Source organism: Citrobacter sp. Cu231 (assembly GCF_030332265.1).
Lineage (GTDB): Bacteria > Pseudomonadota > Gammaproteobacteria > Enterobacterales > Enterobacteriaceae > Citrobacter > Citrobacter meridianamericanus.
The window spans coordinates 1-13,124 of record NZ_JAOWIE010000032.1 but is presented as its reverse complement, the minus strand read 5'-3'; the positions used below and the strand labels follow the sequence as shown (position 1 = coordinate 13,124).

Annotated in this window: 12 protein-coding genes; 8 read left to right on the top strand and 4 right to left on the bottom strand. The window is 52.1% G+C overall.

Annotation, left to right across the window (positions count from 1 at the left end; translation table 11 throughout):
- Positions 1 to 66 precede the first annotated feature (66 nt).
- Positions 67 to 1,395: an ATP-dependent RNA helicase SrmB gene (gene srmB, locus OGY15_RS06590; protein WP_187253575.1), complete on the top strand. Its 1,329-nt coding sequence runs from the start codon at positions 67 to 69 to the stop codon at positions 1,393 to 1,395.
- A 16-nt stretch (positions 1,396 to 1,411) separates the two neighbouring features.
- Here the strand turns inward: srmB and OGY15_RS06585 are convergent, their stop codons facing one another.
- Positions 1,412 to 2,308 (bottom strand): LysR family transcriptional regulator, encoded by an 897-nt coding sequence (locus OGY15_RS06585; RefSeq protein ID WP_286538850.1) that lies wholly within the window; start codon positions 2,306 to 2,308, stop codon positions 1,412 to 1,414.
- A 102-nt stretch (positions 2,309 to 2,410) separates the two neighbouring features.
- On the opposite strand from OGY15_RS06585, the gene eamB reads away from it, so the two are divergent.
- Positions 2,411 to 2,998, top strand: coding sequence for a cysteine/O-acetylserine transporter (gene eamB / locus OGY15_RS06580; RefSeq protein ID WP_151217692.1), 588 nt, complete (start codon positions 2,411 to 2,413; stop codon positions 2,996 to 2,998).
- Between the two features lie 79 nt (positions 2,999 to 3,077).
- Here eamB and grcA read toward each other — a convergent pair whose 3' ends face one another.
- Entirely contained in the window at positions 3,078 to 3,461 is a 384-nt protein-coding gene (gene grcA, locus OGY15_RS06575) for an autonomous glycyl radical cofactor GrcA (protein WP_003037563.1), read from the bottom strand.
- A gap of 317 nt (positions 3,462 to 3,778) precedes the next feature.
- Between grcA and ung the strand changes: the two genes are divergently transcribed.
- Positions 3,779 to 4,468 (top strand): uracil-DNA glycosylase, encoded by a 690-nt coding sequence (gene ung, locus OGY15_RS06570; protein WP_151224102.1) that lies wholly within the window; start codon positions 3,779 to 3,781, stop codon positions 4,466 to 4,468.
- A 33-nt stretch (positions 4,469 to 4,501) separates the two neighbouring features.
- On the opposite strand, the gene OGY15_RS06565 is transcribed toward ung, so the two are convergent.
- Entirely contained in the window at positions 4,502 to 5,581 is a 1,080-nt protein-coding gene (locus OGY15_RS06565; RefSeq protein ID WP_151217694.1) for a tRNA/rRNA methyltransferase, read from the bottom strand.
- Between the two features lie 207 nt (positions 5,582 to 5,788).
- Here OGY15_RS06565 and trxC point away from each other — a divergent pair, with 207 nt between their 5' ends.
- The 5 genes from trxC to OGY15_RS06535 all read left to right on the top strand — a co-directional run bounded on the left by trxC (position 5,789) and on the right by OGY15_RS06535 (position 11,511).
- Complete coding sequence (gene trxC, locus OGY15_RS06560) at positions 5,789 to 6,208, top strand: thioredoxin TrxC (protein WP_003037559.1); 420 nt, start codon at positions 5,789 to 5,791, stop codon at positions 6,206 to 6,208.
- Positions 6,209 to 6,277: 69 nt separating this feature from the next.
- Entirely contained in the window at positions 6,278 to 6,976 is a 699-nt protein-coding gene (gene tapT, locus OGY15_RS06555) for a tRNA-uridine aminocarboxypropyltransferase (protein ID WP_187253577.1), read from the top strand.
- Between the two features lie 36 nt (positions 6,977 to 7,012).
- Complete coding sequence (locus OGY15_RS06550; protein ID WP_286538849.1) at positions 7,013 to 9,673, top strand: bifunctional acetate--CoA ligase family protein/GNAT family N-acetyltransferase; 2,661 nt, start codon at positions 7,013 to 7,015, stop codon at positions 9,671 to 9,673.
- A 114-nt stretch (positions 9,674 to 9,787) separates the two neighbouring features.
- Positions 9,788 to 11,143, top strand: a complete 1,356-nt coding sequence (gene pssA / locus OGY15_RS06540) for a CDP-diacylglycerol--serine O-phosphatidyltransferase (RefSeq protein WP_003835350.1) — start codon at positions 9,788 to 9,790, stop codon at positions 11,141 to 11,143.
- Positions 11,144 to 11,187: 44 nt separating this feature from the next.
- The gene (locus tag OGY15_RS06535; RefSeq protein WP_151217696.1) at positions 11,188 to 11,511 is read left to right on the top strand and encodes a YfiM family lipoprotein; all 324 of its coding nucleotides are present in this window, start codon (positions 11,188 to 11,190) and stop codon (positions 11,509 to 11,511) included.
- On the opposite strand, the gene OGY15_RS06530 is transcribed toward OGY15_RS06535, so the two are convergent.
- Positions 11,508 to 12,806, bottom strand: a complete 1,299-nt coding sequence (locus OGY15_RS06530; RefSeq protein WP_210904466.1) for an MFS transporter — start codon at positions 12,804 to 12,806, stop codon at positions 11,508 to 11,510. The genes OGY15_RS06535 and OGY15_RS06530 overlap by 4 nt on opposite strands.
- Positions 12,807 to 13,124: the final 318 nt, after the last annotated feature.

Below are 13,124 nucleotides of genomic sequence, written 5' to 3'. Positions count from 1 at the left end.
TCCATACAAACAGATGAAGATTGCAGCCGTAACGTCTATAATCAGCGCCCCACTCAGAGGTAGAACATGACTGTAACGACTTTTTCCGAACTTGAACTCGATGAAAGCCTTCTGGATGCCCTCCAGGAAAAAGGTTTCACTCGCCCGACCGCCATTCAGGCTGCCGCCATACCGCCTGCGCTCGATGGCCGTGATGTACTCGGTTCTGCGCCGACAGGCACCGGTAAAACGGCGGCATATTTGCTGCCAGCGTTGCAGCACCTGCTCGACTTCCCGCGCAAAAAATCGGGTCCGCCACGCATTTTAATTCTGACGCCAACGCGTGAACTGGCGATGCAGGTTGCTGAACATGCCCGTGAACTGGCGAAGAATACACATCTGGATATCGCGACTATTACTGGTGGCGTGGCTTACATGAACCACATGGAAGTCTTTAGCGAAAACCAGGACATCGTGGTCGCTACCACCGGCCGTCTGCTGCAATATATTAAAGAAGAGAACTTCGACTGCCATGCGGTTGAGACGCTGATCCTCGATGAAGCAGACCGTATGCTGGATATGGGCTTTGCCCAGGACATTGAGCATATCGCGGGTGAAACCCGTTGGCGCAAGCAAACGATGCTGTTTTCCGCCACGCTGGAAGGCGATGCGATCAAAGACTTTGCCGAGCGCCTGCTGGAAGATCCTGTCGAAGTTTCGGCGGATCCGTCCACCCGCGAACGCAAGAAGATCCATCAGTTTTACTACCGTGCCGATGACATCGAGCACAAAACTGCCCTGCTGATCCATCTGTTAAAACAGCCAGAAGCGACCCGCTCGATTGTCTTTGTACGTAAACGCGAGCGTGTGCACGAGCTGGCAGGCTGGCTGCGCCAGGCGGGCATCAATAACTGCTACCTCGAAGGCGAGATGGTGCAGAACAAACGCAATGAAGCGATCAAACGCCTGACTGATGGTCGTGTGAATGTGCTGGTTGCCACCGACGTTGCCGCTCGTGGGATCGATATTCCTGACGTCAGCCATGTGTTTAACTTCGACATGCCGCGCAGTGGCGATGCTTATCTGCACCGCATTGGCCGTACCGGTCGTGCAGGCCGTAAAGGTACTGCAATCTCTTTGGTTGAAGCGCATGATCACCTGCTGCTTGGCAAAGCGAGCCGCTATATTGACGAGCCACTGAAAGCACGCGTCATCGACGAATTGCGTCCAACCACGCGCGCGCCAAGTGAGAAATCTAACGGCAAGCCATCCAAGAAAGTACTGGCGAAGCGCGCCGAGCAAAAAGCCAAAGAAAAAGAGAAACCGCGCGTGAAGAAACGTCACCGCGACGCCAAAAATATCGGCAAACGTCGTAAGCCGAGCGGAGCTGTTCCCCAGCAATCCGACAAAGAGTAACCGAATGCCGGGCCATTTAGCCCGGCTTTTTTTCATGCGTCGCAAAGCTCTCTTCAATACACTCAATAAACACCCGCATCGCCGGACTAACGGCTTTCCCGGCATGATAGCCGCACAATGCCGTAATTAACTCGGGCTGTTTACTAAACGGTAATTCAATCAATTCCCCTGAATGTAGTTCCTTCTCGACGGCAAAATGCGGCAAAAAGCTGACCCCAAGATTTGCCGATACGCACTGCTTGATGCTCTCAATACTCCATAACTCAATCGTATTTTCCAGCGTAATCTGACGCTTACGCAGTAACCCCTCGAAGCGTTGTCTGAAAATACATTGCGGTTCATTAATGATAAAGCTGCAGGGAATGTGCTGGTTATGCCGGGTGAAATCAACGTGCTGCAGCAGAGGCGACGCAACCAGCGCCAGTGACTGATCACCCAGCGGCATCATCTCAAGGGCATCGTCATTACCTACACGATAAAATACGCCCAGGTCGACCTCATCACTGAGTAGCGCATCGCGAATGACATAACAGTTGAGCGACTGTAAGGACAGCCGCACATGGGGCGCGCGTTGTTTAAATCGCTGTAAAACCTGCGGCATTTTATATGCCAGCAACGTTTCACCGGTGGCGACGCGCAGATCGCCGCTCGGCTGCGCATCCTGTTGTACGGACTGACGAATTGAGGCCATCACACGCGTCAGGTCATGTATATGCGGCATCAGCCGTTTTCCTTCGCTGGTAAGACACATCCGGCGACCAATTTTTTCAAACAGCTGCACCGAGAGTTCTTGCTCAAGCTGTTGAATATGAAAGGTAACCGTTGACTGCGTACAGCAAAGCTTTTGTGAAGCCCGCAGGAATGAACCTTCTTCTACCACTGTTTTTAGCGTAATAAACCGACGTAAATCCATCCGCACCAACCCATCGAAAATATCGAACTCAGAATGCAAAAACATTCATTTTTTTAAATGTTTTATCTCGGGTACTGTCTACCAAAACAGAGGAGATAACAAGTGACCCCCACCCTTTTAAGTGCATTCTGGACCTATACATTGATTACCGCGTTAACTCCCGGGCCAAACAACATCCTTGCGCTCAGTGCCGCAACGTCACACGGTTTTCGTCAGAGTACGCGCGTTCTGGCCGGAATGAGTCTTGGTTTTTTAATCGTCATGCTGATGTGCGCCGGGATTTCGTTTTCGCTGGCGAATATAGACCCGGCCATCATCCATTGGCTCAGTTGGGCCGGAGCCGCTTATATTCTGTGGCTGGCGCTGAAGATTGCCACCAGCCCGGCGACAAACGATGGTTTACAGTCAGAACCCATTAGCTTCTGGGCGAGTTTTGGCCTGCAGTTTGTTAACGTCAAAATTATTTTGTACGGCATTACCGCGTTATCCACATTTGTATTGCCGTATACGCAGGACGCGCAGTGGTTGATTGGAGTGAGTCTTCTTCTGGCGCTTATCGGCACCTTCGGGAATGCTTGTTGGGCGCTGGCGGGCCATCTTTTTCAGCGCATCTTTCGCCGTTACGGTCGGCAGCTGAATATCATTTTGGCATTACTGTTGGTGTATTGTGCGGTGAGGATTTTTTACTAACGGATATAAAAAAGCGGAAGACGCACTGGCATCTTCCGCTTATAGATTCTCTGCTGGACGGGGTTATTCCCCGTGAACCTTACAGGCTCTCAGTAAAGGTACGGGCAATAACGTCGCGCTGCTGCTCTGGAGTCAGAGAGTTGAAACGCACTGCATAACCTGAAACACGAATGGTCAGCTGCGGATATTTTTCCGGATGCTTAACCGCATCTTCCAGCGTTTCACGACGCAGAACGTTTACGTTCAGATGCTGACCACCTTCCACACGGACTTCCGGCTGTACGTCTACCGGTACTTCACGGTATTCGATTTCACCCAGTTTGCTGACGGCAACGACTTCATCGGCATTGAAACCTGCTTTCGCAACGATGCAGCGTGCTTCGCCTTTTTCGCTGTCCAGCAGCCAGAAAGAGTTCAGCAGGTCGTCGTTTGCAGCTTTAGTAATCTGGATACCTGTAATCATTTGATGCCTCCCCGGCAAAATTATTTGATCTCGGTTGGCCGTCATCCGGCCAATTGGTAAAACCATTGTTGCTTGAGTGTATATATACCCCTCACCCACCCTTGAATCTTTGATTTAAATCAACAAAAACCACACATCAAAAGTGGTGATAGGTGGATTTTATTGTTTTACATCAACTTACGTCATATTCAGCACTAAACTTTTTACATAAATTTTCAACTATCTTTAAGGGGTAGCCCCTTGAGAAACGTACAGAATTTTGCGACGCTGAAAGAAGCAGTTAAGCTAGAGGGATTGAAAATTCGCAGGAGAGCGAGATGGCCACCGAATTAACCTGGCACGATGTGCTGGCTGAAGAAAAACAGCAGCCTTATTTTGTTAACACGCTGCATACAGTAGCGGGCGAACGTCAGTCGGGTATGACTATTTACCCTCCGCAAAAAGATGTATTTAACGCATTTCGCTTTACCGAACTTGGCGACGTTAAAGTCGTCATTCTGGGACAAGACCCCTACCACGGCCCAGGCCAGGCACACGGTCTCGCGTTCTCTGTTCGTCCGGGGATTGCCACTCCGCCTTCGTTGCTGAACATGTACAAAGAGCTGGAAGCAACAATTCCCGGCTTCACCCGCCCCACGCACGGATATCTGGAAAGCTGGGCACGCCAGGGCGTACTGTTACTCAACACCGTGCTTACCGTCCGCGCCGGCCAGGCTCATTCGCATGCCAGTCTCGGGTGGGAAACATTTACCGATAAAGTGATTAGCCTGATTAATCAACATCGGGAAGGCGTGGTTTTCCTGCTCTGGGGTTCTCACGCACAGAAGAAAGGCGCGATTATAGATGCGCAGCGTCACCATGTGTTGAAAGCGCCACACCCATCACCGCTCTCTGCGCATCGCGGGTTCTTTGGTTGCAATCACTTTGTACTGGCTAATAAATGGCTGGAACAACGAGGTGAAAAACCGATTGACTGGATGCCGGTATTACCCGCAGAAAGCGAGTAAAAAAATGCCAGCGATTCGCTGGCATTTTTATTATCAGGCTTTGTTCTGACGCCACCATTCCGCGAGCAGTACGCCGGTCGCGACAGAAACGTTGAGTGTTTCTACCTTGCCGGTACCGTCAATCGCCACGCACAGGTCGTCGGCTGAGCATGCCGCTTCTGGCAGAGCTTCACGCTCACGCCCTAATACCAGCACCATTTTTTCCGGCAGCGTGGTCGTAAACAGCGGTTTGCCTTTCACGCTTGAGGTCATCACTACCGTGTAACCTGCGTTACGGAAATCGTCCAGCACATCGACAATACTGTCACCGGTAATCGGCTGAACGTGCTCTGCCCCACCTTCAGCAGTACGGATAGCCGCACCCGATTCCAGCAGCGCCGCATCCTGCACCACCACGCCTTTCACACCAAAGTGCGCACAGCTACGCATCATGCCGCCCAGGTTATGCGGGTTGGCGATGTCTTCCAGCGCCAGTACGCAATCCTGCGCCCCCGCCTGACTCACCCACTGCTTAACGGTAGTACCGTTACGTTTTTTGATCAGGAAACAAACGCCACCATGGTGTTCAGTGCCGGAAGCTTTCGCCAGTTCGGCTTCGTCAACCACGTGGTAGGCTTTGCGGTTTGCCGCCATCCAGCGTAATGCTTCTTTAAAACGCGGGGTTACGCTCTGAACAAACCAGGCGCGGACGATAGCGTCCGGACGACTCTGGAACAGAGCCTGGCAGGCATTCTCACCGTAAACGCGCGTTTCTTCCGCGCGCTGGCGACGTAATACTTCCGGATCGATAAAGCTTTTGCCGCTGATACCGCCGTGATCGGCTTTTTCCGGTGCATCATCACTCGGTGCGCGGGACACGGTACGCCATGGTGAATCTTCACGTCTGCGGTCGCGTTCTACATCGCGGTCACGGCCACGTTCACGGCCTCGTTCGCTGTTCGGACCCTTTCTGTCATCACGGGCAGGGCGACGACCGCCTTCGGCTCGGGAAGTACCGGGGCGACCGCCGCCTTTACCAGTACGTGGATTTTGGGTGCGTTTGTCCGAGTCATCGTCACTGCGGACGTACATCACTTTGACCTTGCCGTTTTTGTTCTTCAGTTCGTCGCTCATGTTTTTCTCCACCTGCTCTGCGCGAAGCGCGCAGATTACCCGATGTGCACGTCGTTAGCCATTATTTCATTTAAAAGCTAAGGACTATTGTACTCATTGAATAAAACGCATTGTTGTTTAGAACAGACTCCCTGATAATATGTAACATAATAGAAACATACTGGCATTACTGCCGGGAAGTCCACTCCACCCATCCAGAGGTTAGTTATGAATACCGTTTGTACCAGCTGCCAGGCTATCAACCGCATCCCCGACGATCGTGTCCAGGAAGCGGCTAAATGCGGACGCTGTGGTCACGATCTGTTTGATGGGGAGGTGATCAATGCGACCGGTGAAACACTGGATAAACTGTTAAAAGACGATCTCCCGGTGGTGGTTGATTTTTGGGCCCCCTGGTGTGGTCCATGCCGCAACTTCGCCCCAATTTTTGAAGATGTCGCGGAAGAGCGTAGCGGTAAAGTACGTTTTGTGAAAGTGAATACGGAAGCCGAACGTGAGCTCAGCGCCCGCTTCGGTATCCGCAGCATTCCAACCATCATGATCTTCAGAAAAGGTGAAATCGTCGACATGCTTAATGGTGCCGTACCTAAGGCCCCGTTTGATAGCTGGCTTAACGAATCATTATAAACTCTGCGGGGCACATCTTGTGCCCCGTTTTGTCCTTTGAGACAATAGCATTTTTCAACGTGCTTCCCCATGACCAATAACGCCGTTCTCCAGTTACGTGCCGAGCGTCTTGCGCGCGCCACGCGCCCTTTTCTTGCCCGAGGTAATCGCATCCGTCGCTGTCAGCGCTGCCTGCTACCGCTGAAACTGTGCCTGTGTGAAACGCTGACACCAGCTCAGGCGAAAAGCCGTTTTTGCCTGGTGATGTTTGATACTGAACCGATGAAACCCAGCAATACCGGGCGTTTAATTGCCGATATCCTCCCCGAAACAACGGCTTTTCAGTGGTCACGTACCGAGCCACCGCAGGCGCTGCTGGAACTGGTGAAAAATCCGGATTACCAGCCGATGGTTGTATTCCCGGCCTCCTATGCGGGTGAAGAGCGTGAAGTGATTTTCACGCCACCAGCCGGTAAGCCCCCATTGTTTATCATGCTCGACGGCACCTGGCCTGAGGCACGCAAAATGTTTCGCAAAAGCCCGTACCTTGATAACCTGCCGGTGATCTCCGTCGATTTGTCACGCCTTTCCGCTTACCATCTGCGCGAAGTTCATGCCGAGGGGCAATATTGCACTGCCGAAGTGGCAATCGCTTTACTGGATCTGGCAGGCGATACGCAGGCAGCCGAAGGATTAGGTGAGCACTTCACGCGTTTTAAAACACGCTACCTGGCAGGAAAAACGCAACATCAGGGAAGCGTCACAGCAGACTCGTCAGAAAGCGTTTAGAATCATTCGGTCACTGGTGTCATTAAGGAAGCCGATATGAGTCAGCGTGGTCTGGAAGCACTCCTGCGACCGAAATCTATTGCGGTGATTGGGGCGTCAATGAAGCCTAATCGCGCGGGTTACCTGATGATGCGTAATCTGCTTGCAGGTGGTTTCAACGGACCTGTTTTACCTGTGACGCCCGCCTGGAAAGCGGTGTTGGGCGTACTGGCCTGGCCCAATATCAGCAGCCTGCCTTTTAGCCCCGATCTCGCTGTGTTGTGCACCAATGCCAGCCGCAACCTGACGTTGCTCGAAGCGCTTGGCGAGAAAGGCTGTAAAACCTGCATTATTCTCTCGGCTCCCACGACGCAACACGCGGAGCTGCTGGCCTGCGCTTCACGCTACAACATACGTCTGTTGGGTCCCAACAGTCTGGGGCTTCTCGCGCCCTGGCAGGGGCTTAACGCCAGCTTTTCCCCCGTCCCCATCAAGCGCGGTAAGCTGGCATTTATTTCCCAGTCGGCGGCGATTTCTAACACCATTCTGGACTGGGCACAGCAGCGCGACATGGGTTTTTCCTGGTTTATCGCGCTGGGTGACAGCCTGGATATCGACGTTGATGAGTTGCTTGATTACCTTGCCCGCGACAGCAAAACCAGTGCGATCTTGCTGTATCTCGAACATTTAAGCGATGCCCGCCGCTTTGTCTCCGCCGCACGTAGCGCGTCGCGCAACAAACCCATTTTGGTGATCAAAAGTGGTCGCAGTCCGGCGGCTCAGCGCCTGCTGCATACCAGCGCAGGGATGGATCCGGCGTGGGATGCAGCTATTCAGCGCGCCGGTTTATTACGCGTACAAGACACTCACGAGCTGTTCTCAGCAGTGGAAACCCTGAGCCACATGCGCCCGCTGCGTGGCGACAGGCTGATGATCATTAGCAATGGAGCCGCGCCTGCCGCACTGGCATTAGATGAACTGTGGTCAAAAAATGGCAAGCTGGCGACATTGAGTGAAGATACCTGCCAGAAATTACGCGATGCGTTACCTGAACACGTTGACATCGCCAACCCGCTGGATCTGCGGGACGACGCCAGCAGCGAGCACTATGTTAAGACAGTGGATATTTTGCTTGCCAGCCAGGATTTCGACGCGCTAATGGTGATTCACTCACCTAGCGCAGCCGCCCCAGGAACCGAAAGCGCGCAAGCGTTGATCGAAGCAGTAAAGCATCATCCGCGCGGCAAGTTCGTCTCGTTGCTGACCAACTGGTGCGGAGAGTTTTCCTCACAGGAAGCACGCAGACTGTTTAGCGAAGCCGGATTACCAACCTACCGCACGCCAGAAGGCACCATCACGGCGTTTATGCATATGGTGGAGTACCGGCGCAACCAGAAGCAACTGCGTGAAACGCCTGCGCTGCCCGACAATCTGACCACCAACACCGCCGAAGCGCATAATCTGTTACAACAGGCGATTGCAGAAGGCGCAACGTCGCTGGATACCCATGAAGTGCAGCCGATTTTACAGGCCTATGGCTTACACACACTGCCGACATGGATCGCCAGCGACAGTGCAGAGGCCGTACACATCGCGGAGCAAATCGGCTACCCGGTGGCGCTCAAGCTGCGTTCTCCTGATATCCCGCATAAATCGGAAGTTCAGGGGGTAATGCTCTACCTGCGTACAGCAACAGAGGTGCAGCAAGCAGCCAACGCGATTTTTGATCGGGTGAAAATGGCCTGGCCGCAGGCACGCATTCACGGTTTATTAGTACAAAGTATGGCAAATCGCGCTGGCGCTCAGGAACTACGCGTTGTCGTTGAACACGACCCGGTATTTGGCCCGTTGATTATGCTGGGCGAAGGCGGAGTTGAGTGGCGACCAGAAGAGCAAGCCGTGGTGGCCTTGCCGCCATTGAACATGAATCTGGCACGTTATCTGGTTATCCAGGGAATCAAAAATAAAAAGATCCGCGCTCGCAGCGCACTACGCCCGCTGGATATCGCCGGGTTAAGCCAGCTTCTGGTGCAGGTCTCCAACCTGATCGTCGATTGTCCGGAAATTCAGCGGCTGGATATTCATCCGCTGCTGGCCTCCGCCGGTGAATTTACCGCCCTGGATGTCACACTGGACATTGCCCCTTTTACGGGGGACAACGAAAGCCGACTGGCTGTCCGTCCCTACCCCCATCAGCTTGAAGAATGGGTGGAGTTGAAAAACGGGGAACGCTGCCTGTTCCGTCCCATTTTACCGGAGGACGAACCTCATCTGCAGCAGTTCATATCTCAGGTAACGAAAGAAGATCTTTATTATCGCTATTTCAGTGAGATCAACGAATTTACCCATGAAGATTTAGCCAATATGACGCAGATCGACTACGATCGGGAAATGGCCTTCGTTGCAGTACGCTGTAAAGATAATCAGCAAGAGATCCTCGGCGTAACGAGGGCAATCTCGGATCCTGATAACGTTGACGCCGAGTTTGCCGTGCTGGTACGTTCAGATCTCAAAGGGCTCGGGCTGGGTCGTCGGTTGATGGAAAAGTTAATTTCATATACCCGAGATCACGGACTTATACGTTTGAATGGTATTACGATGCCAAACAATCGTGGGATGGTCGCCCTAGCCCGAAAACTCGGGTTTGTCGTTGACGTCCAACTCGAAGAGGGAATTGTTGGGCTAACGCTTGATCTGGCCCAATTCGAGGAATCGTGAGTAAGGTACTGGAAATGTTGACCACATTAATGGGTACTGGTGGTATCATTGCCCGCTTATGTCGTCTGCATAGCACAGAGGACCCTCCAATGAACAGAGAAGAAATGCACTGTGATGTTGTCAAAATTTAAGCGTAATAAACATCAACAACACCTTGCCCAACTACCCAAGATTTCTCAGTCAGTTGATGATGTAGATTTCTTTTATGCTCCCGCTAATTTCAGGGAGACTCTGCTGGAAAAAATAGCCAGCGCGACGCGACGGATCTGCATTATTGCGCTGTACCTGGAACAGGATGACGGTGGCAAAGGCATTCTCGACGCGCTCTATGCGGCAAAACGGCAGCGTCCAGAGCTGGATGTACGGGTGCTTGTCGACTGGCACCGAGCCCAGCGTGGACGTATTGGTGCCGCGGCATCGAATACCAACGCTGACTGGTATTGCCGAATGGCGCAGGAAAATCCGGGTATTGATATCCCTGTCTACGGCGTTCCGATTAACACCCGCGAAGCGCTTGGCGTCCTGCATTTCAAAGGCTTTATCATCGATGATAGCGTCCTGTACAGCGGGGCCAGTCTGAACGATGTTTATCTGCATCAGCATGATAAATATCGCTATGACCGTTATCAGTTGATTCGCAACGCACAAATGGCCGATATTATGTTCGATTGGGTTACGCAGAACCTGATGAACGGTCGTGGCGTTAATCGCCTTGATGATATCAATCGCCCTAAAAGCCCGGAAATTAAAAATGACATCCGCCTGTACCGTCAGGAACTGCGTGATGCGTCATTCCATTTTCAGGGGGATGCGGATAATGAACAGCTTTCGGTTACGCCTCTGGTGGGCCTTGGAAAATCCAGTCTGTTAAATAAGACCATTTTCCACCTTATGCCCTGCGCGGAGCACAAGCTGACAATCTGTACCCCTTATTTCAACCTGCCAGCTATACTGGTGCGCAATATCATTCAGCTGCTGCGTGAAGGGAAAAAGGTCGAAATTATTGTCGGTGATAAAACCGCCAACGACTTTTTCATTCCCGAAGATGAGCCATTTAAGATCATCGGCGCGCTGCCTTATCTGTATGAAATTAACCTACGCCGTTTCCTGAGCAGACTGCAGTATTACGTGAATACCGACCAGCTGGTCGTGCGCTTATGGAAAGATGATGACAACACTTATCATCTGAAAGGCATGTGGGTTGATGATAAATGGATGCTGCTGACTGGCAACAACCTTAACCCTCGCGCCTGGCGTCTGGATCTGGAAAACGCCATTCTTATCCACGATCCTAAGCAAGAGCTGACTCCCCAGCGCGATAAAGAGCTGGAGCTCATCCGCACGCATACCACCGTCGTTAAGCACTATCGCGACCTGCAGAGCATTGCCGACTATCCAGTCAAAGTACGTAAGCTCATCCGTCGACTACGCCGTATTCGTATCGACAGATTAATTAGCCGTATTCTGTAACCAAGACCCCGTCCAGTGACGGGGTTTTTCCTATGGAGGCCACGGTGCGTCTGTTGATTCTTACCAGTATCCTGGTCATTTCTGGCTGCAGCCACATGGCTAACGACCGCTGGAGTGGGCAAGACAAGGCTCAACACTTTATCGCCTCCGCCATGCTTGCCGCAGCCGGAAACGAATATGCCCAACATCAGGGCAACAGCCGCGATCGCAGTGCGGCTATCGGCCTGATGTTTTCAGTCAGCCTGGGCGCGTCAAAAGAGCTGTGGGACAGCCGCCCCGCAGGGAGTGGCTGGAGCTGGAAGGACTTCGCCTGGGATGTTGCTGGCGCGTCTACCGGCTATGCGGTCTGGCAATTGGCACATTACTAGAGGCGCAGACCTTTCCCCTTCCCATGCAGCATCAATGATACCAAAAATGCGACGACTGCCAGCGCTGTAACGTACCAGAAGAATGTCGTTTCCATACCGACAGACTTCAGGGATAACGCAACATATTCGGCTGAACCACCAAACAGGGCATTAGCCACCGCATAAGATAACCCAACCCCCAGAGCGCGCACCTGCGCTGGGAACATTTCAGCCTTCAGAATACCGCTGATTGATGTATAGAAGCTCACGATCAACAAGGCACACATCACCAGAGTAAACGCCATGTACGGGGACGTCACGCTTTGCAATGCTGTCAGAATGGGAACAGTAAAAATCGCGGCCAACGCGCCGAAGCACAGCATTGAAGTACGTCTGCCAATCTTATCTGACAGAGCACCAAACAGCGGTTGCACCAGCATAAACACGCACAGCGCGGCTGTCATAATCCCACTGGCTACGTTGGCATGCATGCCGGCGGTGTTAACCAAATATTTTTGCATGTAGGTTGTGAACGTGTAAAAACACAGCGAGCCAGCAGCGGTAAAGCCAAGCACCATGATAAACGCTTTACGATTACGCCACAGACCTTTCAGAGATCCCGCTTCTTTCAGCGCGCGAACATCCTGTTTCGAGGTTTCATCCAACTGGCGACGCAACCATAGCGCAACAATAGCCAGCACGGCTCCCAGCGCAAAGGGAATACGCCACCCCCACGCTCTTAGGGCTGAATCTTCTAACGTTTGCTGTAATATGACCACAACCAGCAATGCCAGTAACTGCCCGCCAATTAACGTCACATACTGGAATGAAGCATAAAAACCTTTCTTACCTTCAACGGCCACTTCACTCATATAAGTTGCACTGGTTCCGTATTCCCCCCCGACAGACAGCCCCTGAAAGAGTCTTGCCAGCAGCAATAGCGCAGGAGCCCATGTGCCGATGGTTTCATATCCCGGAAGACAAGCGATCACCAACGATCCCATACACATCATACAAACGGACAGTAGCATAGATTTTTTACGCCCATGCTTATCTGCGATGCGGCCAAACAGCCAACCGCCAATCGGTCGCATCAGAAAACCTGCAGCAAAAACGCCGGCGGTTTGTAAGAGTTGCGTTGTGGTGTTTCCAGATGGAAAAAAGATATGAGCAAAGTAGAGAGAGCAGAAAGAATAAATATAGAAATCAAACCATTCGACCAGATTCCCTGATGATGCTCCGACAATCGCCCATATACGGCGACGGGTATCGCCGTCTGTCAGCGCCCCGTTATCAGTTACACTGCTATCAGCCATTAAAATTGTACCCCTGCCAACGATCGCATGAATTTATCAATGATGGTTGTGTATTTTTTGGTGAATCAAATGTTATACATTTGTTATGCTTTATTGTGCGAGAAAGATCACGGTTTTAATTAGCAGAGAAAGGATTCAGATATGTTCGAGGAATAGATCCGAGTTATCGGTCAGATATAGTGCGGACTTTTGTGGGCCGGATAAGGCAGGCACGCCGCAGCCGGCGGATTTCACTGCGCACAGACGCAAAAAAGCCCATCCGGCAGGATGGGCTTCTTCACTTTATTTGATGCCTGGCAGTTCCCTACTCTCGCATGG

What these genes read in the sequence shown, in the direction of transcription:
- OGY15_RS06565 (WP_151217694.1), bottom strand. Translation starts at nt 5,581, where the DNA reads ATGAGCGACGAACTGAAGAACAAAAACGGCAAGGTCAAAGTGATGTAC.
- OGY15_RS06550 (WP_286538849.1), top strand. Translation starts at nt 7,013, where the DNA reads ATGAGTCAGCGTGGTCTGGAAGCACTCCTGCGACCGAAATCTATTGCG.
- ung (WP_151224102.1), top strand. Translation starts at nt 3,779, where the DNA reads ATGGCCACCGAATTAACCTGGCACGATGTGCTGGCTGAAGAAAAACAG.
- grcA (WP_003037563.1), bottom strand. Translation starts at nt 3,461, where the DNA reads ATGATTACAGGTATCCAGATTACTAAAGCTGCAAACGACGACCTGCTG.
- OGY15_RS06530 (WP_210904466.1), bottom strand. Translation starts at nt 12,806, where the DNA reads ATGGCTGATAGCAGTGTAACTGATAACGGGGCGCTGACAGACGGCGAT.
- tapT (WP_187253577.1), top strand. Translation starts at nt 6,278, where the DNA reads ATGACCAATAACGCCGTTCTCCAGTTACGTGCCGAGCGTCTTGCGCGC.
- srmB (WP_187253575.1), top strand. Translation starts at nt 67, where the DNA reads ATGACTGTAACGACTTTTTCCGAACTTGAACTCGATGAAAGCCTTCTG.
- pssA (WP_003835350.1), top strand. Translation starts at nt 9,788, where the DNA reads ATGTTGTCAAAATTTAAGCGTAATAAACATCAACAACACCTTGCCCAA.
- trxC (WP_003037559.1), top strand. Translation starts at nt 5,789, where the DNA reads ATGAATACCGTTTGTACCAGCTGCCAGGCTATCAACCGCATCCCCGAC.
- OGY15_RS06585 (WP_286538850.1), bottom strand. Translation starts at nt 2,308, where the DNA reads ATGGATTTACGTCGGTTTATTACGCTAAAAACAGTGGTAGAAGAAGGT.